Annotated in this window: 27 protein-coding genes; 13 read left to right on the top strand and 14 right to left on the bottom strand. The window is 67.7% G+C overall.

Features of this window, described 5'->3' with window-relative positions:
• On the bottom strand, positions 1–251 hold a 251-nt coding region (locus KJ554_00505), incomplete at its 3' end, for a DJ-1/PfpI family protein (GenBank protein ID MBU0740811.1).
• A gap of 1 nt (position 252) precedes the next feature.
• On the bottom strand, positions 253–420 hold the full coding sequence (locus KJ554_00500) for a hypothetical protein (protein MBU0740810.1): 168 nt from the start codon (positions 418–420) through the stop codon (positions 253–255).
• Between the two features lie 110 nt (positions 421–530).
• On the opposite strand from KJ554_00500, the gene KJ554_00495 reads away from it, so the two are divergent.
• Positions 531–1,364: a hypothetical protein gene (locus KJ554_00495; protein MBU0740809.1), complete on the top strand. Its 834-nt coding sequence runs from the start codon at positions 531–533 to the stop codon at positions 1,362–1,364.
• On the top strand, positions 1,361–2,164 hold the full coding sequence (locus tag KJ554_00490; GenBank protein ID MBU0740808.1) for a peptidyl-prolyl cis-trans isomerase: 804 nt from the start codon (positions 1,361–1,363) through the stop codon (positions 2,162–2,164). Before KJ554_00495 ends, KJ554_00490 begins: the two co-directional genes overlap by 4 nt.
• Before the next feature lie 131 nt (positions 2,165–2,295).
• Here the strand turns inward: KJ554_00490 and KJ554_00485 are convergent, their stop codons facing one another.
• A complete protein-coding gene (locus KJ554_00485) occupies positions 2,296–3,258 on the bottom strand; it encodes a hypothetical protein (GenBank protein MBU0740807.1) in 963 nt (320 codons plus the stop codon).
• A gap of 670 nt (positions 3,259–3,928) precedes the next feature.
• Here KJ554_00485 and KJ554_00480 point away from each other — a divergent pair.
• Positions 3,929–4,591, top strand: coding sequence for an RNA polymerase sigma factor (locus KJ554_00480; protein MBU0740806.1), 663 nt, complete (start codon positions 3,929–3,931; stop codon positions 4,589–4,591).
• The gene (locus KJ554_00475; GenBank protein MBU0740805.1) at positions 4,578–5,282 is read left to right on the top strand and encodes a hypothetical protein; all 705 of its coding nucleotides are present in this window, start codon (positions 4,578–4,580) and stop codon (positions 5,280–5,282) included. The genes KJ554_00480 and KJ554_00475 overlap by 14 nt, the downstream gene beginning before the upstream one ends.
• Here the strand turns inward: KJ554_00475 and KJ554_00470 are convergent.
• From KJ554_00470 to KJ554_00445, 6 genes are all read right to left on the bottom strand, one after another.
• Entirely contained in the window at positions 5,275–6,753 is a 1,479-nt protein-coding gene (locus KJ554_00470; GenBank protein MBU0740804.1) for a radical SAM protein, read from the bottom strand. The two genes, KJ554_00475 and KJ554_00470, sit on opposite strands and share 8 nt — an antisense overlap.
• Positions 6,754–7,286: 533 nt before the next feature.
• On the bottom strand, positions 7,287–7,931 hold the full coding sequence (locus KJ554_00465; GenBank protein ID MBU0740803.1) for a class I SAM-dependent methyltransferase: 645 nt from the start codon (positions 7,929–7,931) through the stop codon (positions 7,287–7,289).
• Positions 7,932–7,982: 51 nt separating this feature from the next.
• Positions 7,983–8,567: a hypothetical protein gene (locus KJ554_00460; protein MBU0740802.1), complete on the bottom strand. Its 585-nt coding sequence runs from the start codon at positions 8,565–8,567 to the stop codon at positions 7,983–7,985.
• Between the two features lie 163 nt (positions 8,568–8,730).
• The gene (locus KJ554_00455) at positions 8,731–9,498 is read right to left on the bottom strand and encodes a TIGR00266 family protein (protein MBU0740801.1); all 768 of its coding nucleotides are present in this window, start codon (positions 9,496–9,498) and stop codon (positions 8,731–8,733) included.
• Between the two features lie 16 nt (positions 9,499–9,514).
• Entirely contained in the window at positions 9,515–11,101 is a 1,587-nt protein-coding gene (locus tag KJ554_00450; GenBank protein MBU0740800.1) for a bifunctional metallophosphatase/5'-nucleotidase, read from the bottom strand.
• 83 nt (positions 11,102–11,184) lie between these two features.
• Positions 11,185–11,739, bottom strand: coding sequence for a TlyA family rRNA (cytidine-2'-O)-methyltransferase (locus tag KJ554_00445; GenBank protein ID MBU0740799.1), 555 nt, complete (start codon positions 11,737–11,739; stop codon positions 11,185–11,187).
• Between the two features lie 166 nt (positions 11,740–11,905).
• Here KJ554_00445 and KJ554_00440 point away from each other — a divergent pair, with 166 nt between their 5' ends.
• The 4 genes from KJ554_00440 to KJ554_00425 all read left to right on the top strand — a co-directional run bounded on the left by KJ554_00440 (position 11,906) and on the right by KJ554_00425 (position 16,088).
• Positions 11,906–13,201 (top strand): hypothetical protein, encoded by a 1,296-nt coding sequence (locus KJ554_00440; GenBank protein ID MBU0740798.1) that lies wholly within the window; start codon positions 11,906–11,908, stop codon positions 13,199–13,201.
• A gap of 109 nt (positions 13,202–13,310) precedes the next feature.
• Positions 13,311–14,432, top strand: a complete 1,122-nt coding sequence (locus KJ554_00435; protein MBU0740797.1) for an isocitrate/isopropylmalate dehydrogenase family protein — start codon at positions 13,311–13,313, stop codon at positions 14,430–14,432.
• Between the two features lie 142 nt (positions 14,433–14,574).
• A complete protein-coding gene (locus KJ554_00430; protein MBU0740796.1) occupies positions 14,575–15,471 on the top strand; it encodes an AraC family transcriptional regulator in 897 nt (298 codons plus the stop codon).
• A 2-nt stretch (positions 15,472–15,473) separates the two neighbouring features.
• The gene (locus KJ554_00425) at positions 15,474–16,088 is read left to right on the top strand and encodes a GyrI-like domain-containing protein (protein ID MBU0740795.1); all 615 of its coding nucleotides are present in this window, start codon (positions 15,474–15,476) and stop codon (positions 16,086–16,088) included.
• Between the two features lie 476 nt (positions 16,089–16,564).
• Here the strand turns inward: KJ554_00425 and KJ554_00420 are convergent, their stop codons facing one another.
• Positions 16,565–18,022 carry an MFS transporter gene (locus tag KJ554_00420; protein ID MBU0740794.1) on the bottom strand — a complete coding sequence of 486 codons (1,458 nt, stop codon included), beginning with the start codon at positions 18,020–18,022 and terminating at the stop codon, positions 16,565–16,567.
• A 200-nt stretch (positions 18,023–18,222) separates the two neighbouring features.
• Between KJ554_00420 and KJ554_00415 the strand changes: the two genes are divergently transcribed.
• The 3 genes from KJ554_00415 to KJ554_00405 all read left to right on the top strand — a co-directional run bounded on the left by KJ554_00415 (position 18,223) and on the right by KJ554_00405 (position 20,899).
• The gene (locus KJ554_00415; protein MBU0740793.1) at positions 18,223–19,146 is read left to right on the top strand and encodes a cation diffusion facilitator family transporter; all 924 of its coding nucleotides are present in this window, start codon (positions 18,223–18,225) and stop codon (positions 19,144–19,146) included.
• A gap of 107 nt (positions 19,147–19,253) precedes the next feature.
• On the top strand, positions 19,254–19,493 hold the full coding sequence (locus KJ554_00410; protein ID MBU0740792.1) for a hypothetical protein: 240 nt from the start codon (positions 19,254–19,256) through the stop codon (positions 19,491–19,493).
• A gap of 410 nt (positions 19,494–19,903) precedes the next feature.
• A complete protein-coding gene (locus KJ554_00405) occupies positions 19,904–20,899 on the top strand; it encodes an aminopeptidase (GenBank protein MBU0740791.1) in 996 nt (331 codons plus the stop codon).
• Positions 20,900–20,958: 59 nt separating this feature from the next.
• Here the strand turns inward: KJ554_00405 and KJ554_00400 are convergent, their stop codons facing one another.
• The gene (locus KJ554_00400; GenBank protein MBU0740790.1) at positions 20,959–21,588 is read right to left on the bottom strand and encodes a hypothetical protein; all 630 of its coding nucleotides are present in this window, start codon (positions 21,586–21,588) and stop codon (positions 20,959–20,961) included.
• A 254-nt stretch (positions 21,589–21,842) separates the two neighbouring features.
• Between KJ554_00400 and KJ554_00395 the strand changes: the two genes are divergently transcribed.
• Positions 21,843–22,346 carry a DinB family protein gene (locus tag KJ554_00395; protein MBU0740789.1) on the top strand — a complete coding sequence of 168 codons (504 nt, stop codon included), beginning with the start codon at positions 21,843–21,845 and terminating at the stop codon, positions 22,344–22,346.
• Here the strand turns inward: KJ554_00395 and KJ554_00390 are convergent.
• Positions 22,340–23,299, bottom strand: a complete 960-nt coding sequence (locus tag KJ554_00390) for an alpha/beta hydrolase (GenBank protein MBU0740788.1) — start codon at positions 23,297–23,299, stop codon at positions 22,340–22,342. The two genes, KJ554_00395 and KJ554_00390, sit on opposite strands and share 7 nt — an antisense overlap.
• 145 nt (positions 23,300–23,444) lie before the next feature.
• On the opposite strand from KJ554_00390, the gene KJ554_00385 reads away from it, so the two are divergent.
• Complete coding sequence (locus tag KJ554_00385; protein MBU0740787.1) at positions 23,445–24,038, top strand: hypothetical protein; 594 nt, start codon at positions 23,445–23,447, stop codon at positions 24,036–24,038.
• 114 nt (positions 24,039–24,152) lie between these two features.
• Here KJ554_00385 and KJ554_00380 read toward each other — a convergent pair whose 3' ends face one another.
• A complete protein-coding gene (locus KJ554_00380; protein MBU0740786.1) occupies positions 24,153–25,013 on the bottom strand; it encodes a hypothetical protein in 861 nt (286 codons plus the stop codon).
• Between the two features lie 51 nt (positions 25,014–25,064).
• Positions 25,065–25,339: hypothetical protein (locus KJ554_00375; protein MBU0740785.1), on the bottom strand; the 275-nt coding region annotated here is incomplete at its 5' end.

Here is a 25,339-nt window from a genome sequence, read left to right as displayed (position 1 = left end):
TGCTCGGCGCCGGGCAGGCCGCCGGGCAGGACGATCAGGTCCCAGCACTCGTCGCGACAGCTGGTGAGGGGCTTGTCGGCGACGAGCCTGACGCCGCGGGAGCAGGTCACGTCGAGGCCGCCGCTGGCGACCCCCTCGATCACCGCGGCCAGCGTCACCTCGGCGCCGGCGCGGCGCAGCACGTCTACCACGACGACCGTCTCCATCTCCTCGCTGCCGTCGGCGACGGGGACGAGCACCTTCTTGACCATCTCAGCTCCTCTTGTGGCCGGCTTCGCGCCACATGGTCCAGCCGACCCAGATCAAGACCAGGGGCCAGAGCTTCTTAAGATCGCCGAATTCGATCTTGGGCAGCCCGAAGTTGTCCATCAGGAAATTCACGCCCAGCAGGACGACGAAGATGGCGATTAGGCGGTCCATGCCCTTCTCCTTTCGTGAACCGGGATCATAACCGCAATGCCCGCGCGTGACAACGGCCGCCGACGGCACGATATTTACCGGAAAGCCAATCCCCGTCCCGGAGAACGGAAGTGACCGCAAACGACGACACGGTCGAGGGCGCCAGGCCGGCGCCGAAGCTCGACAACATCCATTTCGTGCTGAGCCACACGACCGAGCCGATGAACGTCGGCGCGACCGCGCGGGCGCTCAAGACGATGGGGCTCTCGCGCATGGTGCTGATCAACCCGCGCAATCCCTTCGGCGAGCGGTCGCGCGTGGTGGCGCACGGCGCGGAGGACGTGCTCGACCGCGCCCGCGTGGTGCTCGACCACAAGGCGGCGGTGCGCGAGATGATCGCGGTGGCCGGCGCCACGGCCCGGCCGCGCGAGCTGCGCAAGGGCGCCCTGCTGCCGCCGAACGAGCTGGCGCAACTGCTGGTCGAGATATCGGGCGAGGGGCCGGTGGCGTTGATGTTCGGGACCGAGCGGACGGGATTGACCAACGAGGAGATCTACGGTTGCCGCTACGTCTCGCGGATCGACGCGGACCCGGCGCAATCCTCGCTGAACCTGGCCCAGGCCGTGATGATCTACGCCTACGAGATACGCCGGGCCTGGCTGGCGTCGGTGCGGGAGCCGCGCCGGGCGACCGGCCGCCGCCCGGAGATGCGCGTCTCGCATCCGCACCGCTCCACGAAGCTGCCCACCCAGTCCGAGCTGGAGACCATGTATGACCACATAAGCGCCGCCATGGCGGCCGTCGGCTACAGTCCCGCCGAGCGCGAGAAGTTTCTCACCTACCTGCGCCACCTGCACATGCGCGCAGGCATCGTGGACTGGGAGATGCAGACCTACCACCTGTTCGCCTGCAAGATCCTGCGCGCCGTGGGCGCGGCACCGTTCAACAGGGTCGGTGGGGAATGACCGCGCGCCGCTTCGCCCTGCTGGTCTTCGCGCTCGCCGTGGTCGGGGCCGCCGTGTCCGGGCTGTTGCGCCAACGCGACGTCGCGGACACTCCGGAACCCGGCGGCGGGGACGAGGCCGCGACGGCTGTCGCGCCGGGGCGGGAGGAGGCGGCGGCGGCGCACATCCTGGTCGCGCACGCGGAGAGCAGGCCGCTCCAGCCCGGGGTGTCTCGCAGCCGGGCGGAGGCCCGGGAACGGGCGGCCCGGATCGCCGCCCTGGTGCAGGGCAAGGCCGGGTCATTCGAGGAACTCGCGCGCCAGTACTCCGACGACCCCAACGTGGAGCGCAATTCCGGATACCTGGGCATCTTCAAGCGCGACCAGCTGCCGCTCGCCCTGGAAGTGCCGCTGTTCGACCTCGAGGTAGGACATTTCAACCCGCTGGTCGAGACGGAGCGCGGCTACCATCTCCTGATGCGGCTGCCGGTGCGCCGCGCGGTCGCCCGGCACATCCTGATCACCTGGGCCGGCGCGCGGGGCGCTCCCGCGGGCGTGCGTCGCAGCCGCGCCCAGGCGGAGATGATCGCCGCGGAGGTGAGCGCCATGTCGCGCACCGGCGAGGTCGACTTCTGCGAACTCGCAGCGCGTTTCTCGGACGACGCCGAGAACCGCTTCCAGTGCGGTCTCATCGGCCTGGTCGAGCCGGCCCGGCTGCCCCGTACGCTGGAGACCGAGTTGTTCGCCCTGGCGCCGGGCGAGGTGTCGGAGGTCGTGGAAACCGAGTTCGGTTTCCATCTCATCAAGCGGGACGGGCGATAGTCGCGACGAGCGTCCCCCGTCATGTCACACGAAAAGAATAAGCGGGAGAGACCACCGGTCCCTCCCGCTTCGTTCCTACACGGGCCGGCGGCCTTGGGGGACGACCGCCGGACCCGCGCAGGGAGAATCGACTACTGATACAGATTCTTCACGTCGCCCCAGGCCTTGTTCTCGGTCGGGACCACGATGGTCATGGTCGAGGTCAGGCCATCGGCTTCGAACTGGTACGCGTTGTTGTCGGCCACGACCGGATAGTCGTAGTTCGGGTGATTCGAGATGGTCAGGGGCGCATCCGTCATCAGATTGTTGAAGGTGATCAGATCGATGGTGTAGAGCAGCCCGGTGCCGGCACCGAAGACGGGCATGTAGGTATACAGGCCCATCTCGACACCGGAAGTGAGCGAGCCGAGAACCAATGCGTCGACCGGAACCGCGCTGCCGAGCATGATCAAGGGATCGATCTCGAGCTTGAAGGTGGCTCCGCCGACGATCATCTCGGCTTCCTTGATCATGATGTAGGCCGTATGGGTCACACCGACGCCGCCGTTGGGCTCGATGTGCTGCACCGTGCCGGCCTCATCGAAGTAGATGCCGATGGTCGGGGTCGAATGGATGGTCAGGTGCGTGGTGATGCCCGTGGCCTCGTACTGCACGCCCTCGCTGCTGGCCACGATGGGGGTCGTGTAGTTGGGGTGAGAACCCACGGTGATCTCGCCCAGGATCACGGGCGTGGTCGAGTAGAAATCGAACGTGCCCAGGAGAGCCCCGTCATCGGGACCGAAGACGGGAATCCACTGGTACAGTCCGACCTCGAGCCCCTCCAGATCGCCGAAATAGAGACCCAGCTCCGGCACCTCATGGAAGAAGGTCGTGATGCCGGGATCGATATCGACCGCGAAGGCCGCGCCGCCGACCAGCAGGTCCGCGTTCTTCACGTAGAGGTAGCCCGTGCCCATGGCGGGCAGCGGTTCGATGGTGGCGTTGGTGACGGTACCGGCCTCATCGAAGTAGACACCGATGTTGGGCTCGGCCACCGCCAGGCCCGCCAGAGCGAACACCACGATAGCCACGAAGGCGCATTTCCAATTCTTCATCCCTGATTCCCTTTCATTTGGCCCCGTGGGGCTAGTGACCGAGCGGGCCGGTCGAGCCGGGCCCTCGTGAACTCCGGTGGGATCCATCGGCAAAGCCCGTGCCTGCTTTAACTATTTCTGGATGAGGAACGTTATATCCCGTGATGTCGCGAAAGGCGTCATCCGGACGCATGCCCGGCCCCCGTAACCAGCCACACAACAACAGGCTACGGGAATACCGCCCGGCACATCGATCCCCGTCCGCCCATACTGTGGATCCGGGGGGGGGGGGCGCAGGCACGGGCGCGGCATGGAAACGCCCGGGACGAGGGGGGCAATTCGCCCTGGCGGCGTCGGCGCCGTTGGGCAAAACGACGGTCGTGGACCGTTTCGGACAATGACGCGATCAGGGAGCGAGCGGAGCGGCTGTGACGAACAACCCGGGGCGGCTGGCCGTCGTCGCCGGGGACGGAGGTCATCGCACCGCCTTCCTTGCGCAGCCAGGATGTGCTATGATCTAGCCGGTGGGATAGCGAACCCGCCCGGGATGGGCGGGGCGGCGGCCGTAGGCGAGGTTTTGAGCACGAGCCGACCGGAGATGACCGCTAACGCCCTGCACCCCATGGGATTTCGCCGGAGCAGGATTCCGCGGCGATTCTTTCTGGAAATTCTGGCTTGGAGTGCAAAGAAAATGGGCTTCTGGGACTATAGGCGTTGGAGGGATGATTCGTGGCCCGAAGCCAGTGGGCCGGCGAAGCCCGCCGCGGCGGAGACCGGCCGCGCCGACCCCGATCTGGCCATCCAGAAGGAGCGGTTGATACAGGCCAGGATCGACCTGGAGCGCTTCGAATACTTCTATGAGCAGTTCTATCCGCAGATCATGCGCTTCTGTTATCGCAACGTCTGGCACAGGGACGAGGCCGAGGATCTGGCGGCCGAGACCTTCCAGGCGGCCATGGAGAACCTCTCGAAGTTCCGCTGGCAGGGGATCAGCTTCGGCGCCTGGCTGTACAGGATCGCCTCCAACCGGATCAAGAAGTGGCATTGGAAGCAGGCGAATCATCCCCAGTGCCCGTTGCCCGAGAACCTGCTGGGAGAGGTTCTGCTGATAGGCGACGAGCCGGATCCGGAACGGCGACTCGAGATCGCCCAGGAATGCGATCGTCTGTCGCGATACATGTCCCGCTTGAACGCGGACGACCGGATCTACCTGAACCTCCATTACCAGGAAGGTCTGTCGACCAGGGAGATATCGGTGATCGCGGACAAGAAGTGGGGCACGATCGCTTCGAGGATCAGCCGGGCGCGAAAGAAACTGCAGGCACTTGCGGACGAGGACGATGAGAGAAGTTAGCGACATCGAGCTCAGGTTGCGGGCCGCGGCGGTGGACCCTGGCGTGAGGGTCGAGCATTTCGACCTTCTGCGCGCCGACCTGCGGGCTCGTTATCACCGCCGGCGGCGCCGCCCGCTGCTCGTGACCGCCGCCTGCATCTTCTTCGTCTCGCTCGTCGTGTTCCAGGAAGACCCGCTGGAAAGCTTCAGCTATCGCTTCAACTCCTCCGACGTTGTCGATGGGACGACGGGCGTCTTCAAGACCCACGACGGCGCCAAGAATTCCATATTGTTCAGTCAAGCCGTGGACTGGACCACCCAGCCCCTGACGCAGGACGATGCCCTGGAGGCCAGGCGCAAGCTGGAGCTCGAACTGCAATACTTCATGTCCGGCCAGATGGACCTCTATCACGCCGACGCCTATACCTATCGGGGACAGACCGAGTTCGCGCTCTTCTACAGGGCAGACGTCGAGGGTGAGACGATCAGACACGTGGAGATCCTGGACCGGAACCAGAACCCGGACTTCGAGTCTTTCTTGACCGGCGGCGGGATGAGGGATCTCATCTATTCCCGTATCAACGGAGAACTCACGGAACTGAACCGGGAGACCTTGTTCCTGGACGGCCACAACATCACGTTCAAGCGGTGGCTCGCACGGGATCCCGTCCACGGCGAGATCGTCATGTGGCTGAGCGATTCCATCAACTGACCGTACTCGTCTCCAGAAAATCCAGGCTTCGCGGGTTCCGCTCCACGAGTTCCACGTATGTGCGCAGGGTCCTCTCCAGCCGGGCGCGGGCATTATCACAACGGGCCGCGGAGACGGTCGCCCCGCCCCCGTCGCATCGCCATCCCTCCGCCAGCGCCGTGAAGCACAGCGGACACAGCCGACAGGCCCAGCAATCCAGACAGCGCTCGCCGAGCGCCCCCGCGAACCTGTGCCAGAGATCGTCCACCGCCGCGAGGTCGATGCCGCGTTCGACATCGCCGATGACCAGCCCGTCCCCCACGCGCTCGCAGGGTTGATAGACGCCGTCGGCGCGCACATGCAGGCGGCGCTGTCCGGGACGGCAACAGCCGCCCGGCGAGATCGCATCCCCGAGTCGGCCGCGGTGGCGGTGGTAGAAGGTGATCAGGTCGCCGTCGAAAAGGGCACGCAGCACCAGATCCGGCGCATCGTCATGCCCGGCGACGCGGGCCTCCACGTAGCGGATGCGGGCCGCATCCATATCGGCCGCGAAGGCCGCGAAGTCGCCCCCGGCAATCCCCAGGGTCGTCAGGTCGGCGCCGGTGAGATCGGCCGCATTGATGCCCAGGGACGGCTCCTCGGCGCAACCGAATTCCCCGTACAGGGGGAAACCCCTGAAATAGGCGGCGATCTCCTCGAGATTGCCCGGCGGCAACAGCGTGACCTGGAAACGCAGGAGTTCGTGCGCGCGGGACGAAGCCCGCATCAGTCGCCGTAGCCCCCCCATGATCGCCTCGTGGGTGGGGCCACCGCCGCGGTAGCGCCTGTACCGGTCGTGGATGTGCGGGGGCCCGTCCAGGCTGACCTGCAGGTTGAGTCCCTCGTCGACGATCAGGGAGACGGTCTCGGCGTCGAGCAGGGTGCCGTTGGTGTCGATGTTGAACCGGTAGTCGTCGCGCGGCCCCTCGCGCCGCACGAGCGCGACGACCTCGTGAATCAGGTCCGGCGCGAGCAGCGGCTCGCCCCCGTAGAACGAGATGGACGGGGCCGTCGCGCGCCGGCTCCGCCGCAGGAACTCGCGTACCGCGGCCCGCGCCGTCCGCGGCGTCATGCGCGCGTCGCGATGCGGGCGCACCCAGTCGAGATCGTTGCCGTGCAGGCAGTAGCGGCAGCGCAGATTGCACTGATCGCTGATCGAAAGGGTGAGCTGTCCGACGTCGCCGTCGTAGCCGCTGGCATCGTGGCAGGTCTCGCAGGCGGTCAGGGTGCCCGGGCGGTGGGAAAGGAACAGGCCCTGGTCGGCCCGGGCGACGACGACGCGCCCCCGGGCGTCGCGCAACGCGTCGGTGGAGACGGTCGCGTTCGACCCGCCCGGTGAACCCGCCAGCACGATCGCCGTGGGCGGATCGATCTCGACGACATCGCCAGAGTTCACATCGTAGGCATAATGACGCTCGCCGCTCGTGAAGACATGGCAGAATGGCAGGTTCATGCGACGGTTCGACTATGTCGGAACGATCGCTTCAGAGTCGTTGTCCTCCATGAAGAGCCCGCCTTGCCGGCGGCTTTGATTGACGGCCATCCCGCCGGATGGGCAGTTGCACGAACAGTTGCACGAGCAGCTGCACCCCTTGGCTACGGGTTGCTCGACGTCCTTGGTGGCCGGCTGGTGCCCGGGATCCACTTTGGTGTACATCTTCATGCCTCCATATGGTTGCAAAGATATCGAGGCGATCACCCTATCAGATTCTCGCGATCTTTTCAATTTATTCGGGAAATCATGCAAAGAAATCGACTCTTCGGGACTATTGGGATGTACGGAGCATGTGTTGTGGGGGGTTCCTACATCTTCGGGCTTTTCGACATCTGCATGGGGCCATTGGGAGTGTAGAAAAAACCGTTTCCTCCCGCTGCAGCCGGGGGACGCCATATCAACACCGTCTCCCGGGCGAGGGGCGGTTGGCGTCCCTCGGCGTTTTTTTTTCGGCATTTCCGGAAGATGCAACACCGAACGATCCGGGGCGATCACCGCCGGCGCGCCACCAGCTCGATCACGCCGTGCCTGTGCTCTTCGCCGTCTCCGTGACCGTGGACCGGACCCAGGATCTCCTCGTGGTGCAAGACCTCCCAGCCGGGTATCAGGTTGCGGATGACGCCGCGGGCCAGGTAGGTGCGGTGTTCGCCCCGTTCGTTGCGAAAGCTATGCAGTCCCACCTTTTCCCAGGTGTCGCTGATCCGCTCGTAGGATGGATCGTCCACGTGCCAGGCGGTCAGCATGAGCAGCGATCCGATCTCCGTCCAGGCGTGCAGGCGGTGGATCAGGCTGGCGCACTGCGAGCGCGAGAGGACCTGCAGCAAGCCGAAGCAGAGCACGGCGTCGAAGGGGGCTTCGGGCTCGTAGGCGCCGAATTCGCCCCGCCAGAGCGCGATCTCCTGGCCGGCCGCGACGGCCTTGTCGCGGACCTGTTCGATCGCCGCGGCGGACGGATCGATGCCCGTCACCCGCAGGCCGGCGCGAGCCAGTGGCAGTGCGTTGCGGCCCTGTCCGACGCCGATGTCGAGGACCCGCCCGCCGGGCGCGATCTCGCCCATGGATGCGGTGAGGATGGCTTCCGGGCGATCGCCGAAACATGTCGCGTATCCGGCGTAGGCGGCGTCGTGGTCGTACATCGGACCTCCCTGGATGTCATGGATCGAAGCGGGGGGATCATACGACAGGCGTCAGCGGTCGTACAGGGACTTGACTTCTCCCCAGGCCTTCTCCTCGTCCTCGGCCGCGGAGTTGATGGTGAACGAGGGCCAGTTCTCCGTGCCGCAGGGCGTGCAGGGGCGGGGGTCGGCCACATAGCAGGCGTAGCCGGGAAGATCGGGAAAGCCCAGCGAACCGGGGACGGGACGGATGAAGAAGAGGATCGGTGCCTCGTTTAGGATGAACGCGTGCATGGAAAGCAGGGGGATCAGGTTGGCGTTGTTTGGTGTGAGGGGGGCGCCGGTTATCCCCACCTGGAACTCCGGGGCCGGCGCAAAATTAATGCCCTCCCCCAGCACCCGCCACGCTCCCTGCAGGTTGTCCTCGCCCTCGATCTCCAGGTAGGCCTCCCAGGCCTTGATCTCCGGCTCGGAGGGATCGAGCACGCAGAAGTAGAGGGTCAGCTGGCTGAAGGCCGCGGCATCCACGTTGCCGCCGCAGGTCGCGGATGCCTCGTCGTCCGCGCAGATGCACATGACGTCGGACTGGGCCGCCGCGCCGGCGGCGCATCCCAGAATGAAGAGGCCGGTCGCGACCAGGCCGCAGGATCGGTTCATCGGGGGCTCTCCTCGAACATGCCAAGGCCGCGGCGCTCGCGCCGCGGTGCGAATTCGACGCCCGTTCCTGCATCAGGATAAGTGATCGGGTTCGCGGGGACAAGGCCGGGCCTCGGGGCCGGGCCCGTTCGTCGCGGGCGGGTTTCGACCCGCCACTTTCCTGTCAGTCCCCGCTCAGCAGGTCCCCCAGCAGCCCCTTCTTGCCCACCAGGCCGCCCACGCCGCGGTGCTCGCCCCTGTTGCGGTTGACGGCCGCGGTGATGCGGTCGGCCAGGCGGCTGAACGGCAGGGTCTGCAGATACACCTTCCCGGGGCCGGTCAGCGACGCGAGGAAGAGGCCCTCGCCTCCGAACAGCGCGTTCTTGAAGCCGCCCACGAACTGGATGTCGTAGTCGACCGACTCCTGGAGCGAGACCAGGCAGCCCGTGTCCACGCGCAGGGTCTCGCCCGGGGCCAGGTCGCGCTCCAGGATGGTGCCGCCGGCGTGGCAGAAGACCAGCCCGTCGCCGGTGAGGCGCTGCAGGATGAAGCCCTCGCCGCCGAACAACCCGGCGCCGAGGCGCTTGGTGAAGGCCACGTCGATCTCGATGCCGTAGGCGCAGCACAGGAAGGCGTCCTTCTGGCAGAGCATGCGGCCGCCGAGCCTGGTCAGATCCATCGGTATGATCTTGCCGGGATAGGGCGCCGCGAAGGCCACGTGCGCCTTGCCCGGTCCGGTATTCTTGAAGGTGGTGATGAAGAAGCTCTCGCCGGTGAACACGCGCTTGAGGCCGCCGAAGATGCCGCCGTCGGCGCCGGTGTTCATCTGCACGCCGGGCTCCATGTAGAGCATGGCGCCGGCCTCGGCCTGCACCGCCTCGTCGGGGTCCAGCTCCACGATGACCGCCTGCAGGTCGTCGCCGACCAGTTCGAAGTCTATCTCATGCGCCATTGGGTCTTCCTTCCGTTCATTTGCGCACGATGCGGCCGCCCGTGGCCGCACCGATGGTTCCCGCCGCTTCGATGGCGTCGATGACGACGCCGGTGACCGTCCCCCCGGCCAATGTGGTGCGGGGCTTCTCCATGTCCATGTACAATCGCGCCTGCATGGCCAGGAAATCTGGGCAGGCCACCTTGTAGACGCGTCCGGGCGCTATTGGTTGCCCGTCCACGGTCGCCTCGAGGAGGCGCGCCTCGCCGTCGTCCATCGTGTAGGCGTAGTTCAGGCCCGAGACCTGCATGATCCCGTGCTCGCCGCTCTCGGCGGCCTGCGCGTTGACGCGGGCGATGCGCGCCAGCTCCGCGCCATCGACCTCGAAGGTCTCCAGGTTGTTCCCGAAGGGCAGCAGGGTGTGGATGTCCAGCAGGGTCAGCGGGCCCGGGTCGAAGTTGTTGCGGATGGTGCCGGAGTTGAGCAGGGCCACGTCGGCGCCCGCGGCCGCGCGCAGCGCGTCGCAGAGCCAGTCGCCCACGTTGCTCTCGGCGCGGCTATCGCGCCGCCAGGACACCGTGAGCTCGCCGATCACCCGCCCGAACTCCCGGTCCACGCGCGCGGCCGCCGCGGCGACGGCGGCCTCGATTTCCGGCGGGGCGCGGCGGCCCTCGGCCAGCAGGGGAATCAGGCGGCCGTCGTATTCCAGGATGCGGTCTTCGGCCACGCGCAGGTCCACCCGCCCCAGGTTCTTGAGCCGGGAGCCGGCCTGGACCACCAGGATCCCGCCGACGAGCAGCGGCTCCTCCAGGCGCGTATGGGAGTGGCCGCCGACGATCAGGTCGATGCCGGACCCGCCCAGCGCGCGCGCCAGGGTGGTGTCCGTATCCGCGCCGTTGTGGGTGATGAGCACCAGCAGGTCGGTGTCGGGATCGAGTTCGGCGGCCCAGCGCCGCGCCGTCGCGGCCTGGTCGTCCAGCCGCAGCCCGCGCACGCGGGTCTCGGCGCAGACCTCGAACAGGCCCTGGCAGGTCACCCCGATCACGCCCACGCGCAGGCCGCCCCTTTCGATCACGACGGGTTCGGCCGGAAACTCCAGCTCGCCCGCCTCGTCGCGCAGGTCCAGGGCCATCAGGGGATGCGTCGCGCGCGCGGCCAGCCGATGCGCGTTCTCGCGGCCCAGGTCGAACTCGTGGTTGCCGATCACGCCCGCGTCGATGCCCAGCCGGTTCAGCAGGTCCAGCCAGGCGCCGCCGCGCACGCCGTCGTCCTCCATCTCGCAGAAGAGGTTGCCGGTCATGAAGTCGCCGGCGTCGAGGAGCAGCGCGGCCAGCGCGGTGGCGCGCTGCTCCGCGAGGTGCCCGGCGAGAGCGACCACCCCGCCGACGAGCGCGCGGTCGCCGCGCCATTGGGCGGGCTCGGGCAGGAAGGCGCAGTGGCTGTCGTTGACGTGGAAGACGGTCAGGTTCCACGGCCCGTCGCCCGGGACCGGCGGCGGCGCGGGCGCGGCGGCGGAAGGTGGAGCATCGCAGACGCCGTCCGTGCGGCAAGGCGCGCAGCCGGCGAGAGCGGCGCAGAGGGCCGCCGCGAGCAGCAGAAACGCCTGGCATGTGCCGCGGGGCATGTCCACTCCAGGGGGTTCGGGGGTTTGGCGATCGATGGAGCAGGTTAGCCGAGAACCCGCATGTTGGCAAGGCTGTCGGCCCTTCACGACCGCGCGGTGATACGCAGCAGGTATTCCCGGTTGACCCCCTTGCCGCCACGGACAGGCGAGGGCAGGGGCTCGCCGACGTCGAGGGCGAATGCGCGCAACCCGGCGAGGACCCGCGCCAACACCTCGGGATGTCGCGCGCCGGGCAGCCGTCCTTTCTCCAGCCAGGCGCGCGGGGCCTCGTAGTGGGGCTTGAGCAGGGTGACGATCTCGCCGCCGGGCGCGAGCAGCCCCAGGGCATGCGGCACGATCCTCGCCTGGCGGGTCCAGCCGGCGTCGATCACCACCAGGCCGCACGGCTCGGGCAGGGTGACGTGCAGGGCGTTGGTCCGTTCCATGACGACCACGCGCGCATCGTTGCGCAGCTTCCAGTCCAGCACTCCGTAACCCGTGTCCACGGCATAGACGCACGCCGCGCCCCGCTGGAGCAGGACGTCGGTGAAACCCCCGGTGCTGCAGCCCAGGTCGGCGCAGACGCGGCCCCCTGGATCGACACCGAAGACATCCAGGGCATGGGCCAGCTTCTCTCCGCCGCGAGATACGTAAGGCATGACGGTTTCCTGCCGATGATCCACGCGAGGAGGAACGCGCCCGACGCGTTCCTCCAGCCCGGTGTTGCCTGGTGGCGGATAATAGCCCATGATCCGGGTCCGGGCCGCGCCAAATTTCGGCCCGACGGGCGAGAACCACGAAATGACGGATATACGGTAGGCTCGGATGAGAAAGCCCTGGAATCATCTTACATTCCTGGTCGTGTTGCAGCTGGTCGTCTTCCTGACGTACTGGCGGGTCATCTCCCTGCCCCTGTGGAGCCCCATCGACTTCGAGATCCTGCTCGACGCCGACATCCTGAGCAACGGCGTCGACAAGTTCTTCCTTCATCTGGGCAACGCCTTCAGCCAGCCCCTGTTGCAGCTGGGCCTGATGCTGGAATACCGCCTGTTCGGCCTGGCGCCGGCCGGCTACCTGGCGGTCAATCTCGTCCTGCACGGCATGAACGCCTTCGTGGTCTACCTGCTGGTCTACATGCTCTTTCCGAGGGAACGGCTGGCCATGCTGGCATCGCTGCTCTTCGCCCTGTCGGTCGGGCACTACGGCAAGATCATGATGAGCCTGGCCGGGTTCGAGCCGCTGATGCTGGCGTTCTTCTACCTCGTGGTGCTCTACTGCCTGATGCGCAACGACTTCCACCACGGGGGGCGTCTACGGTCGCCCTGGTATCTCTGCGGGCTGGGGGTCTTCCTGCTGGCGGGACTCACCAAGCCGGTGTCCTTCTCCATCCTGGGCAGCCTGGTCGCCTACCGCTACTTCTTCTACAAGGAGCGGGGCGGCCGCGCCTTGCTCCCGGGCAGCCTGGTGATCCTGATCGCCCTGGGCGTCCTGTTCTACGTCGCGCAGCGGATATGGGGCTACCAGGATCCGGACAGGTTCGTCACCGAGGGCGTCAGCGCGCCCCAGGCCGTCTGGTACGGCTTCAAGAACATCTTCCGCTACCTGAACCTGATGCTCTTCCCGCTGCAGATCAGCACCATGCTCGAATCGTCCCATCCGATCCTGCGATTCATCTACGAGTGGCGCGTGCTGGTGAGATCGCTGGTGTCGCTGGGCATCATCTCGTTCAGCTTCTTCGGGCTCGTGTTCGGCGGGCGCGCGGTACGGTTCTTCATCGCCTGGACCTACATCACGGTGCTGCCGTTCACGATCTTCACCGGTCCGCTCGACTGGCTCAACATCAAGTACTTGTACCTGGCGTCGATCGGCTTCTGCGTGATCCTGTCCAGCGGCACGGTCGGCTGCGTCGGCCTGCTGAGGAATCACCGCTGGCGGCGGTTGGCGCCCCTGGCGGCGCCGCTGCTGTTCGTGCTGATCAGCAACACCGTCGCCACCAGGCTGATCGCCCAGAACCGGCACCGCGCGAAGAGCCCCGCGACCCGGGAACTGCACCGGATCCTCGACGAAGAGCTGCGGACCCGCCACGCGCGGGCCGCCCTCCAGAACCCGCCTCCGAAATAGCTTTTCCCGCCGATTTTCCCGTATATCTTTGTCCGGACCAACGGCTCGGCAAGCACCGGGGGCGTCGCCCCCGCGTTTTCGGCAACCTCGGGGCAGGAGGTATTCGGACATGGCGAAGTACAGGATCGGCTGGATGCCGGGCGACGGCGTCGGCGTCGACGTCATGGAGGCCGCCAGGATCGTGCTGGACAAGCTCGGCTTCGACGCCGACTACGTACACGGCGACATCGGCTGGGAATTCTGGCAGACGGAGGCCAATCCCCTGCCCGGCCGCACGATCGAGATGCTCAACGACGTGGACGCCGCACTCTTCGGCGCCATCACGAGCATGCCCAAGGAGGAGGCCGAGGCGGCGCTGATCCCGGAGCTGAAAGGCACCGGCAAGGTCTACCGCAGCCCCATCGTGCGGCTGCGCCAGGAGTTCGACCTCAAGACGAACCTGCGCCCCTGCAAGGCCTACGCGGGAAACCCCCTGAACTACCGGGACGACCTCGACCTGGTGGTCTTCCGCCAGAACACCGAGGGCCTGTACATGGGCGTGGAGTACCACCCGCTGCCGCAGGAGATCCGCGACGCCTTCATCAAGAGCCACCCGGCCCAGATGAGGCGCATCGGCGAGGCCGCCAACGAGGACATCGCCGTCAGCTGCCGCATCTTCACGCGCAAGGGCTGCCAGGACATCATCCGGGACGGTTTCGAGTACGCCAGGAAGTTCGGCTACAAGAGCGTCACCATCGTCGAGAAGCCCAACGTCATCCGCGAGACCAGCGGCCTGATGATCCGCGAGGCCCGCAAGATCGCCAAGGACTACACCGGCATCGAGCTGTGGGAGACCAACATCGACGCGATGTGCATGTGGCTGATCAAGAACCCGCAGGACTACGGCGTGCTGGTGGCCAGCAACATGTTCGGCGACATCATCAGCGATCTCTGCGCGCAGCTCGTCGGCGGGCTGGGCTTCGCCTGCAGCGGCAACATCGGCGACAAGGTGGCCGTCTTCGAGCCTTCGCACGGCAGCGCGCCCAAGTACGTGGGCCTGAACAAGGTCAACCCCATCGCCATGATCCTCTCGGCCAAGATGATGCTCGACCACCTGGGCGAGATCGACATGGCCGACAAGCTGGAGGCCGCCGTGGCGGCGGTCATCGCCGAGGGCGCGGTCCGCACCTACGACATGGGCGGCAGCAGCACCACCACCGAGATGGCGGAGGCGGTCGCGGCGAAGTGCTGAGCGGCCGAGACGCCTCGGACGACGGGCCGCGGCTCCCCTCGGGGTCCGCGGCCTTTTTCTGTATACTCGCGGGCGAACACAGCAAGCACGATCAAGCCGCGCCTCCGGCCGGGACGTATCATTCGGGCCGAGGGGAGGACTCATGCGCACCACCACGCTCCTGGACTACCAGCAACGCCTCCTGCGCGTGCTGCTCTACATCCAGGAGAACCTGGACCGCGACCCGAGCCTGGAGGAGCTGGCCGAAGTGGCCCACTTCTCGCCTTACCACTTCCACCGCATCTTCCGCGGCATGGTGGGCGAGTCGGTGCGGGCCCATATCCGGCGGCTGCGGCTCGAAAGGGCGGCGGGGCGGCTGACCACGGGCGACGATCCGGTCATCCGGATCGCCCTGGACGCCGGCTACGAATCCCACGCGGCCTTCACGCGGGCCTTCGGCGCCATGACCGGCCTCTCGCCGAGCACATACCGCAAGCGACGACGACCCCCGGTCGCCGCCGCGCCCGGGCTCCGCTGCACGGAGGACGGGGTGATCACCTTCGAATCACTGGAGACCGGAGGATCGACCATGGACGTGACCATCAAGACGGTACCCGAACGCCGCGTGGCCTTCGTCAGGCACATCGGACCCTACAACGAATGCGGGAGCGCCTGGAGTGGCCTCTGCACGCACCTGGGCGCGGAGGGTCGGCTCGGGCCGGGCGCGGAATACATCGGCCTCTCCCACGACGATCCCGACGCGACGCCCCCCGACAAGCTGCGCTACGACGCCTGCGTGACCATCGGCGAAGACTACGAGCCCACGGGCGAAATCGGCGTGCAGGCCGTCGGCGGCGGCGTCTATGCCGTGACCACCCATCATGGTCCCTACGATAAGCTATACGAGACCTACGCAGAGCTCTGCGGCCAGTGGATCCCGACGCATGAGCGCACGATCCGCGCGGAGCCGAGCCTCGAGATCTATCTCAACGATCCCGAGAGCACGCCCCCCGAGGAGCTGCTCACGGACATCCACCTGCCCATCGAGGGAGACGCCTAGCCATGGGCGACAAGATCGACCTGGCCGGGCTGCACGAGGCGCAGTACAGGGCCTCGCGCAAGCCGTTGCTGGTCGACGTCGGCGGGGCGCGCTACCTCGCCGTCGCCGGCCGGGGCGCGCCGGACGGCGACGCCTTCGGGACCAGGATCGGGGCGCTGTACGCCGTCGCCTACACCATCAAGATGACCCGCAAGTTCGAGGGCCGCGGCGACTACGTGATCTGCAAGCTGGAATGCCAGTGGTGGGGCGACGGCGACCGCGCCCTCGACGACACGCCGCGGTCGCAATGGAACTGGCGGCTGATGATCCGCACGCCGGAGGTCGTCACGGAGGGCGACCTTTCCGGGGCAGTGGCCAAGCTGCTGGACAAGGGCAAGGATCCCACGGTCCGAGAGGTGGAACTCGTCGACCTGACCGAGGGCCGGTGCGTGCAGATGCTGCACGTCGGCCCCTACGCGCAGGAGCGCGAGACGGTGGCGCAGATGCTCGCGTTCGCCGCCGCAGGGGGTCTCGCCCCCCGCGGCCGCCACCACGAGATCTACCTGTCGGACCCGCGGCGCGTGGCGCCAGAGAAGTTGCGGACGATCCTGAGGTTGCCGGTGCGGGAGAGCGGCTAATCGGAAGCGGCGGCGGCCGATCGCGTCAGCCGCCATCCGGCCAGCTCGTACTCGCCCACGGGGTCCTTGCCCGTATCCCGGGGCATGGGCCCGTCACGGGCGGAGTTCGTCTGATAGCACGACATCACCGATGGTGGGTTGCACGGCCGGGGCCTGCGGTTCGACTGGATGGTCACCGCGCCCTGCGGTCTGGTCAACGGCATCCCTCGACCGAAAAGGAAGGTCGCGCAGGACGTGAACATGATTCTCGGACAGGTGAAATGCCGGTACCGGCAGTCCGCCAGCGGAGTTGCGGGTGTCGTTCCCGTTGCCGCAGCCCCCCCCTTGACACGTGGGTTATACTGTCTTCGACACGTGTCGCGGCCGGCCGCTGCTCCCAAGGAAGGGTGCCGCGGCTGGTCTTTTTTCGAAGATGATCCGCGAGGGCCCCGCGCACGCGGGCGGCCCGGCTTTCGTCACGGGCCGCGAGCGCTCGCCTAGCGGGCCGTCTTCGCGTCGATCCGTGCAGTCACCCGGCCGTAGACGATCAACGCGATGGCCGAGAAGAGCGCGATGCCCACGAAGACGAACCACAGGTAGTGGGCGTGCTGGTAGGCCTCGGGCATGACGCCATCGCCCGCCAGCGCCGCCAGGCGCTGGGTCTGGACGACCGCGGGCAGGGTCCGCGGATCGGGGCACCAGCGGTCGAGCATCAGCCCCGAGATGAAGAAACCCACCAGGGCCGAGATGAACGAGTGCAGATGGCTGAAGCCCAGGTACAGCCCCTCCTCGCCCCTGGGGGCCTGCAGGGAGAAGTATTCCAAAAAACGCGGCGAGATGAAGCACTCGGCCAGGCCCTGGAAGCCTATGCCCACCAGCATCATGAAGGCCACGGGATGGAAGCCGAGGATGTCGCCGCCGAGCATGTTGCCCGCCGCCATGCAGAAGGCCGACAGGGGCATGATGAACATGCCGATGGTCATCGAGTACAGCGCGGTGCGTTTGCGCATGACCTGCGTGATCCAGGCCACAAAGATAACCACCACCGCGGGATTCACGTTGGCGAACCAGGAGATCGCCGAGCCCTCGCCGGCCATGCGGAGCACGTACTTGGGCATGCTGGCGTAGAGCTGGTGCTGGACCATCCAGAAGCCGGTGATGATGAGGGTCAGCACGATCAGGCGCGTGCGGCTCAGGACGGCCATGAACGCCGCCCGGATCTCCGATAGCTGCCGCCCCTCGCCCTCGCCGCGCGAGGCCTTGTAGAAGAAGAATACCAGCACGAAGGCCAGCAGGGTCATGCCGGCCGCGAAGAGGTTCAGGATGATCAGCCCCTCGTTGCCCATCCCCTCGCGCAGGGGCTTGACGATGGTCTTGCCGCTGAAGGCGCCGACGTTGACCATGGCATAAAAAATCGAGTAGCCCCGGGCGCGATTCGCCTCGGTGGTCTCCTTGGCGACCGTGCCGGTGATCACCGACTTGATGAACGACCCGCCCACCATGATCACCATCATCACCGGCACGAAGAGCCACTTCTGCCAGCTCGTGTCCAGTCCGTTGAAGACGATGATCTTGCCGACCTGGTCCCTGAGTTCCGAGGCGGCGTCGGGGACGCCGTACTGCACCAGCCCGCCGGACTCCAGCAGCGTGGGCAGCAGCCACATGCTGCCGTAGCCGATGGTCAGCAGCCCGAAAGCGAGCAACAGCGCGTTGCGGAAGCCGATGCGGTCGGCGTAGGCGCCGCTGAAGGTGGGCAGGAAGTAGAGCCCCGCCACGAAGACGCCCGAGGTCGTCGCCGCCTGCACGTCCGTATAGCCCAGGATGCGGGACAGGTACAGGGTGGTGACCACGAATACGCCGTACCAGGCCGCGCGCTCGAGCACCTCGACGCTGTTGGCGACCCAGAAGGCCTTGGAGAACTTCCAGCCGGGCTTGGTTTCGGCGATTTCGCTCATCTTGCGTCCATCCTCGGTTGATCCGGCGATCGATTCGCGACCATCTCAATTTCCCCATTTTGCGCCGCGTGTCCAGTAATTTCGGCCTCCGCGGCCGTGTTTCGCGACCGGCGCTGGCATCGCCTCGCGCCGGGCGCTAGAATGACGGCCGCCGCATCTCCGCAACGGTCGTCTTCCGGCTTGCCAACGGAGTTCCGCCCATGGCCGCATCCGGTTCCCGCAGGGTCATCTACGCCGCGCTGGCCGGCAACGCGCTGATCGCCGTCACCAAGTTCGTCGCCGCGGGGATCACCGGCAACTCGGCCATGCTGTCCGAGGGCATCCACTCCATCGTGGACACCGCCAACCAGGTGCTGCTGCTGCTCGGGCTGAAGCGCGCCCGTCGCCCGGCCGACGCGCGCCATCCCTTCGGCCACGGCAAGGAGATCTATTTCTGGAGCTTCGTGGTGGCGATCATGATCTTCGCGGTGGGCTCCGGCATCTCCCTGTACGAGGGCGTGCAGCACATCAGGCAGCCGCACCCCATCGACGATCCCACTCTCAACTACATCGTGCTGGCCATGTCGATGATCTTCGAGGGCGTGGCGTGGACCATGGCCTGCCGGGAGTTCTCGCGGGCACGCGGGCGCCGCAACCTCCTGCGCGCCGTTCAGGAGAGCAAGGATCCGTCCACCTTCGTGGTGCTCTTCGAGGACACGGCCGCCCTGCTCGGCCTGGTCGTCGCCTTCCTGGGCGTATGGCTCGCCCATAAGACCGGGCTGGCCTGGTTCGACGGCGCCGCGTCCGTCGTGATCGGCCTGATCCTAGGCGCCACCGCCCTGTGGCTGGCCTGGGAGACCAAGAGCCTGCTGATCGGCGAGAGTGCGCGGCCGGAGGTGGTCGAGGGCGTGCGGCGCCTGGCCCGCGAGGTGCCCGAGATCGACCGCGTGGGCGAGGTGCTCACCCTGCACATGGGACCGGAGTTCATCCTGGTGAACGTGAGCGTGGACTTCCGTGACGACTGCCCGGCCGGGCGGCTGGAGGCGGCCGTCGCCGCCCTGGGCCGGGCAATCAGGACCAAGTGGCCGCGGGTCAAGATGGTCTTCGTGGAGGCGGAGGCGCTGGGACGCGGGATCTCACCCTGATCCCTCCGCGCCGGAGCAGGCCCGGATTTCCTGGTATTATATACTGGTTGGTGTATGTTTATTCCTCACCCGACCGGCCACACGATCATGAGAGGATGGACGGACATATGCACGACGGATGCGGCGGCGTTCGCGAGGACGGTCGCGCCATGGTGGACAAGCTGCGCATGATGGGATTCCGGGACATGCCCCTGCCCGTGGCGGCGCGGATCGAATGCGAATGCGGCGAGGCTTTCGTCATGTCCAGGTTCGAGGACCACTGCCCGCACTGCGGCATGGTCTACGGCGTGACGCTCTGCCACGCCGGCGATCCCTCGGCCATTCGGCCCGCCGGAAGGGACTATTGAGCACCATGAGGATGCCGAACCGCATGACGCTGGCGGCGCTGGGCTGCGTATTGCTCGCGACCGCGGCCGCGCGACTGGGGCGACCGCGCCGGCTACTGTCTCGATCCCGACGGCCACGTGCTGGCCTTCGCCGCGCCCCTCGCGAATCGCCGATAACGCACCATCGGCCGTTCTCCGGGCGGATGATGAAGCGGTCGCGGCGGCGCCCTTGTGCGGGAGCGGCCGGATGGTCTACAGTCGCGCGGCATCTCCCGCAGCTACCTCCGCGGACGATCGATAGGCAACCAATCGACCGCCCCGGCGTCTTCCCCGTGGGCCGCGCGCACGCGCCGGCGCGGAGCGCGACCGGTAGCAACCCGAAAACTGCGCATCCGTCTTCGCCGGGTGCCTCGATCGAGAGGACGGCCGACGTGCCCGACCTTCATACCATGACCCGCGCCGCCCTGTCCGCCATGCGGCAGGCGCTCGACCTGGCGCCGGGGGACGCCGTGCTGGTAATCGGCGACGATTCGACAGGCGCCTGCCCCGACGCCTTCCTGGCGGCGGCCCGCGCGAACGGCTGCACCGCCGACCTCTTCCGCCTGCCCGAGGACAACCGTCCCCTGACGACACTTCCCGAGGGGATGCTCGACCTGCTCGAGGGGCGCGACGTGATCATCAACGCCATCGCCGGCCGCAGCGACGAGATACCGTTCCGCCTGCAGTGGATCCACGCCATCGAGGCGCGCAAGCTGCGTATGGGACACAGTCCCGGCATCGTCGACAGGATGATGGAAGGCGGCGCGCTGGACGTGGACTACACCGCCATGCGCTACGGCGCGGAGCGCTTGATCGACCTGTTCCGCGACGCGGAGTCGGTGCACGTCGCATCGGGGGCGGGCACCGACCTGACCCTGGGGCTGACCGGACGCCCCTTCGTCTCGGACGTGCGCATCACCCTGACCGAGAAGGGCGTCAACCTGCCCTGCGGCGAGGTCTACTGCTGCCCCCGCGAGGATCGCGCCGACGGCGCGCTGGTCGTCGACGGCTGCTTCGGCTCCGACGGCAACGTGCCGGCCCCGGCGACCATCACCTGCCGCGGCGGGCGGGGCGTGGACGTCGCCAGCGATGACCCGACGCTCGCCGCCCGCATCATCGAGCTGATGGACACCGACGACGGCGCGCGGACGATCGCCGAACTGGGCATCGGGCTGAACCCCGGCGCGGGGCTGCACGGCAACATGCTCGAGGACGAGAAGGCCCTGCGCACCGCCCACATCGCCTTCGGCAGCAATCTGGGCCTGCCCGGCGGGCGCAACCGCTCCAGCACGCACATCGACTACCTCTTCCACCGCCCCACCCTGACCGTCACGCGCAGCGACGGCTCGACCGCCTGCGTGATCCGCGACGGGGACATCGTTCCCTGAGTAGGCAGCAGGGCCGGCCGGGACGATATCCCGACCGGCCCCGCCGGATCTCTGCCGGGCTAGAGGTACCAGTTCAGCTGCAGCGACGCCGTGCCGTGGCCGAGGGTCGTCTCCCGGAAGAGCGGCAGGTCCTCGAACGACAGGCCGCGCGCGTCGAGGGCCACGCCCAGGGCGAACTGCCGGCCCAGGCGCCACTCGTAGCCGAGGCCCACGCCGGCGGCACCCTCGGCCTCGCGCTCGTTCCAGTCGACCGCCGCGGGCGGGCCGGGCAGAGTCACGTTCGCCGCACCGCCGCCCCCGCCCGCGCGCAGGAAGAACCCGCCGCCGCCGGGATACCAGGTGACGGTGACCAGGGTCATGACGGCCTGCACGTCGGCCTCGCCGCTGGTCTTGCCGAAGCCGTGCCCCTCCAGCGAGAGGACGACGTGGTCGGAGAGGCCGTAGCCGATGCGTCCGCCGCCGCCGAAGACGTTTTCGATCTCGCGCTCGACGTTCGTGCCGAACAGGTCGTACTGCAGGGCGGCGTTGCCGCCGCCGAGGTTGAAGCCCAGCACCAGCCCCTTGCGCTCGTGGGGGAACTCGCCCGCCCGGACGGTGGCCGCCAGCAGCGCCAGCAGGGCCAGGGTCAGGGTCAGCGCGACCAGGGGGGCCCGCAGCCAGATGCGTCGGTGAATGATGTGCTTGTCCATGCCGCTGCTCCTTGTCGAATCCCGCCAGGGGTCATTGAGTGTCTTGCCCCCGGTATCGCAGGGAGCGTGCCCAATGGGCCCGAAATGCGCGCGCCGCGTATCTCGTTGTCATGTGCTCTGTTGGGAGATTTGTCATGGGGGGCCGGCTCTCGGGTCCGGCGTGCCGGGAAACCGCAATCGTGGTGAATGTTCACGGTTCTCCCGGTTGCCCGCCCCGTGGCGATGGGATAACGTCGGGCCCGGAGGTGAAAACCATGTTCCGCAAACTCGACGACTTTTTCAGCGGCTACCAGAACCTGGTCGAGGGCACGAAGAAGATCATCGCCGTCATCGACACCGACAGCATGTGTCAGAACGTGGTGTCCGGGCACCGCACCCTGCGCGGCGTGGCCTGGCACATCGTCACCACCGTGCCGGAGATGATGAACAAGCTGGGACTGGGGCTCTCGTCCGTGGATGAGAAGTCCCTGCCGCCCGGATCGCCGGACGAGGTGCGCGACGCCTACGACAGGGTGACAGACGAACTGGTCGCCGCGCTGAAGGCAAAGTGGTCGGACGACGATCTCAAGCGGACCGACGAGCTCTACGGCGAGACCTGGCCCCGCGGCGTCACCCTGAAGATCCTCATGGATCACGAGATCCACCACCGGGGCCAGATGACGGTGCTGCTGCGTCAGGCCGGCCGGCCGGTACCCGGCATCTACGGGCCCAGCCAGGAGGAGTGGGCTCGTTACGGGATGGAATTGCCGCCCTATTGATCCAGCGTCCCGAGGAACGCCCCCACCGCCAGGGCCGTGCCCGCCCCGTCCGTCAGATGGAGATGATGGTTCGCACCGTCGCGCACGACTATCACGGCGTGGGGCACCGCCTGCTGGAAGGCGGCCACTTGGGTCGCCATCCAGTCACGCTCCAGCGCCACGCGGGCATGGGCTCGCGACAGGTTCCCGGCGTCCGACGAATCCAGCGCGGGATAGCGGGATGCAAGCGTCGGCTTGGCGTAGACAGCCAGCGTCGGGGCGCGCACGCTCGCGAAGGGAGGGGGCGGCAGGGCGTGGCGGATGATCCCGGCTGCCGTCGCCGAGCCGGTGGCGTCCAGCAGGCGCCCGTCCGCGCCGAAGCGGAACAGGGCGGTGACCTCGCTCATGGGCGCCGTGAACCCCCTTGTGCGGCGCAGCCAGTCGCGCACCGCCGTGGGGGAAGACTTGTCGCCCCGCGCCGGCGGCCGGGACGCGGGCGGCAGCGCCATCTCGTCCAGCTCGCCCAGGCGGCTGTGATCGTAGGCCGCCTCGAGGAACACCAGGGCGCGCGCGCGTCCCGGCCATTGCAGCTCGAACCAGGCCATCTCCGAACCGGCCAGCGAATGACCGACCAGCACGGGACGCGCGAGACCCAGTCGGTCGCAGACGATCTTCACGTCGCGGGCAAGGGTGCGCTGGTCGTAGCCGTTGACCGGGTGGGTCGAGGCGCCGAAGCCGCGGCGGGTGACGCCGCGCACCCTGGCGTGGCGCGCGAGGCGCCGGGCGAAATCGTCGAAGACGTGGGCCGTGCTGCCCAGGCCCGCCAGCAGCACCACCTCGGGGCCGTCGCCGCCCCAGTCCAGCACCTCCAGCGCGACGCCCCGCTCGACCTCGACGAAGAGCGTGTCGGGTTCGCCGGCGAGAAGCGTCCCGGCGGCGAAGAGACAGACGAAGAACACGATCGGGTTGCGCATGGCTTCTCCGTGGGACAGGTGAAGGAATCCTCTCAATCTAGGAATTATCCGGCCCCTGTCAGGTGACTTTTTTCCCTGCGCACCCTATCATCACCGGCCATGAACGCCCGCGCCCGCGCGATCTCGAGAACATGACGGGAGGGAGATGAGAGCGGACGACGCCCTTTACCTGCACGAAATCCTGTGGCGCGGCGCGGCGCACATGTCGCGGCTGCCGGCCGCGGGCGATCCGCGGCCGGCCTACGCCCTGCTGGGCGCGATGATGCTGACCCACTCGGCGCTGGAGGCCTATCTGAACTTCGTCGGCGCCCGCGCGGCGCCCGGGATCTGGGCCGACGAGAAGGCCCATTTCACCGCCACGCCGTACCGGGGCGTCCTCGGCAAGCTCAACTGGCTCTGCGAGGAGCTGGCGGTCGCGCAGGACTGGAGCAAGCCGCCCTGGCAGTCGCTCAAGGCGCTCGACACCTGGCGCAACAGGTTGGCCCACGGCAAGGACGAACCGGCCGGCGGCCGGGGTGCCGTACCGAACGGCCTGCTCGACCCGTGCACCGCCGCGAGGCTGGACGTCTGCCGCACGGCGGTCCGCGACGTCTGCGGGCGCCTGCACGAGGCGGCGGCGGTGAAACACCGCCTGGCGGGAGCCGACGCACGGGCGCCGTTCGGGGGTCCCGACGACGACGCTCCCGGAAACCGATCCCGCCCGCGCGAAGCGACGCGAAAGGAATCGCCCGCGAACTGATCGCGAGTCCCGTCCCCGCTTTCAACGGTGGCCTTGACGTTGCCCGCCGGCGGGCACCGGCTCGGCGCCTGCGCCACATATCCGATGACATCGTCCTGAGGGGAAAGCCGGGGATCAGAGCCCGCTCGGCGCGTCCCGCCCGCCGTGCTGCAGGAAATCGTAGATCAACGCCTCGAAGCGGGCGAAGAACGCGTCGTCCGCCATGACGTGGCGGATGTCATCGGCGGTGATCGCCCGGCGGGGGTCGCGCGGCAGGGTCTCCAGGATGTCCAGTACGCGCTGGTAGGCGCGCCGGTCCTCGGCTATACCGGACAACGTCAGATGTCCGGTGCCGAAGCAGAGCACGCCGTCGTGGTTCTCCTCCATCCAGCCGATGAACTCGCGCATGGTGCCGTAGTGGCGGCTGCGGATCAGTCCCTCCGGCTCCACCCAGTGCGGGTCGTGCAGGAAGTTCACGGTGACCTCGGGGATGTCGCCGCCGAAGTCGGCGGTCAGAGTCTCGCCCCCCATATCCAGCTGCAGGGAGAGCAGGACGCCGCCCAGGTACGGCTCCATGGCGTCGGCGAAGGCGCGCATGCCCGCCTCCTTGCCGTCGGACGTCTTGTAGGCGTTTTCCGCCTCTTCCAGGATGGCCTTGATGGTGCGGATGCGGTCGCGCTGGCCTGGCGTCAGCTCCACGGACGCGTCGTCCTTGCGGAGCGGCTCGAAGGGGAAACCGTTGAGCCGCAGCGTGTCGCTGCCCACGCCCGTGAAGGTCCAGGGCGGCGGGATGCGCACGCCGTAGCCGATCAGCAGCGGTGCGCCCTCGCAGGTGACGCTGCCGTCGTCGTTGATGGGATAGGGGAAGAACTCGCCCTGGTAGACGCGCCAGTAGATGAACATGGCGGCGGCCAGCACCAGCTGCACGAGCGCCACCGTGAGCAGGACGCGCTTCAGGCTGAACTGCCCGGTCTGCATTGGCAATCTGTCGCTCATTCTACCGCTATCGTCACACAAGGGGGGCTGCTTGAGCAAGTTCGGGCGGGGCTATTTCAGGCGGGTGAGGCGCAGTTGTGCGGCGGCCGGCCTGCCGACGAGTGCGGCGAAGTAGACCCCGGCGGGTGTCGCGCGCCCGGAGGCGTCCCGGCCGTCCCAGCTGGCGACGGCACGTTCCGCGGAGCGCGCCGCCAGCGACAGGGTTCGCACGCGCCGTCCGCGGGCGTCGTAGATCGCCAGCTCGGGCAGCGCGCCGAGGGCCTTGGCGGAGCCGAGCGGCGACACGGCGTAGAGTTCCACGGCGCCCGCGAAGGGGTTGGGGGCGG

This window comes from bacterium (assembly GCA_018814885.1).
Taxonomy (GTDB): Bacteria; Krumholzibacteriota; Krumholzibacteriia; order LZORAL124-64-63; family LZORAL124-64-63; genus JAHIYU01.
Note: the sequence above shows the minus strand (reverse complement) of the source record. Positions and strands in the feature narration are given on the sequence as shown.

What these genes read in the sequence shown, in the direction of transcription:
- KJ554_00385 (MBU0740787.1), top strand. Translation starts at nt 23,445, where the DNA reads ATGAGAGCGGACGACGCCCTTTACCTGCACGAAATCCTGTGGCGCGGC.
- KJ554_00400 (MBU0740790.1), bottom strand. Translation starts at nt 21,588, where the DNA reads ATGGACAAGCACATCATTCACCGACGCATCTGGCTGCGGGCCCCCCTG.
- KJ554_00450 (MBU0740800.1), bottom strand. Translation starts at nt 11,101, where the DNA reads ATGCCCCGCGGCACATGCCAGGCGTTTCTGCTGCTCGCGGCGGCCCTC.
- KJ554_00470 (MBU0740804.1), bottom strand. Translation starts at nt 6,753, where the DNA reads ATGAACCTGCCATTCTGCCATGTCTTCACGAGCGGCGAGCGTCATTAT.
- KJ554_00415 (MBU0740793.1), top strand. Translation starts at nt 18,223, where the DNA reads ATGGCCGCATCCGGTTCCCGCAGGGTCATCTACGCCGCGCTGGCCGGC.
- KJ554_00465 (MBU0740803.1), bottom strand. Translation starts at nt 7,931, where the DNA reads ATGTACGACCACGACGCCGCCTACGCCGGATACGCGACATGTTTCGGC.
- KJ554_00395 (MBU0740789.1), top strand. Translation starts at nt 21,843, where the DNA reads ATGTTCCGCAAACTCGACGACTTTTTCAGCGGCTACCAGAACCTGGTC.
- KJ554_00435 (MBU0740797.1), top strand. Translation starts at nt 13,311, where the DNA reads ATGGCGAAGTACAGGATCGGCTGGATGCCGGGCGACGGCGTCGGCGTC.
- KJ554_00460 (MBU0740802.1), bottom strand. Translation starts at nt 8,567, where the DNA reads ATGAACCGATCCTGCGGCCTGGTCGCGACCGGCCTCTTCATTCTGGGA.
- KJ554_00410 (MBU0740792.1), top strand. Translation starts at nt 19,254, where the DNA reads ATGCACGACGGATGCGGCGGCGTTCGCGAGGACGGTCGCGCCATGGTG.
- KJ554_00455 (MBU0740801.1), bottom strand. Translation starts at nt 9,498, where the DNA reads ATGGCGCATGAGATAGACTTCGAACTGGTCGGCGACGACCTGCAGGCG.
- KJ554_00490 (MBU0740808.1), top strand. Translation starts at nt 1,361, where the DNA reads ATGACCGCGCGCCGCTTCGCCCTGCTGGTCTTCGCGCTCGCCGTGGTC.
- KJ554_00430 (MBU0740796.1), top strand. Translation starts at nt 14,575, where the DNA reads ATGCGCACCACCACGCTCCTGGACTACCAGCAACGCCTCCTGCGCGTG.
- KJ554_00390 (MBU0740788.1), bottom strand. Translation starts at nt 23,299, where the DNA reads ATGCGCAACCCGATCGTGTTCTTCGTCTGTCTCTTCGCCGCCGGGACG.
- KJ554_00500 (MBU0740810.1), bottom strand. Translation starts at nt 420, where the DNA reads ATGGACCGCCTAATCGCCATCTTCGTCGTCCTGCTGGGCGTGAATTTC.
- KJ554_00380 (MBU0740786.1), bottom strand. Translation starts at nt 25,013, where the DNA reads ATGAGCGACAGATTGCCAATGCAGACCGGGCAGTTCAGCCTGAAGCGC.
- KJ554_00420 (MBU0740794.1), bottom strand. Translation starts at nt 18,022, where the DNA reads ATGAGCGAAATCGCCGAAACCAAGCCCGGCTGGAAGTTCTCCAAGGCC.
- KJ554_00485 (MBU0740807.1), bottom strand. Translation starts at nt 3,258, where the DNA reads ATGAAGAATTGGAAATGCGCCTTCGTGGCTATCGTGGTGTTCGCTCTG.
- KJ554_00440 (MBU0740798.1), top strand. Translation starts at nt 11,906, where the DNA reads ATGAGAAAGCCCTGGAATCATCTTACATTCCTGGTCGTGTTGCAGCTG.
- KJ554_00425 (MBU0740795.1), top strand. Translation starts at nt 15,474, where the DNA reads ATGGGCGACAAGATCGACCTGGCCGGGCTGCACGAGGCGCAGTACAGG.
- KJ554_00475 (MBU0740805.1), top strand. Translation starts at nt 4,578, where the DNA reads ATGAGAGAAGTTAGCGACATCGAGCTCAGGTTGCGGGCCGCGGCGGTG.
- KJ554_00445 (MBU0740799.1), bottom strand. Translation starts at nt 11,739, where the DNA reads ATGCCTTACGTATCTCGCGGCGGAGAGAAGCTGGCCCATGCCCTGGAT.
- KJ554_00480 (MBU0740806.1), top strand. Translation starts at nt 3,929, where the DNA reads ATGGGCTTCTGGGACTATAGGCGTTGGAGGGATGATTCGTGGCCCGAA.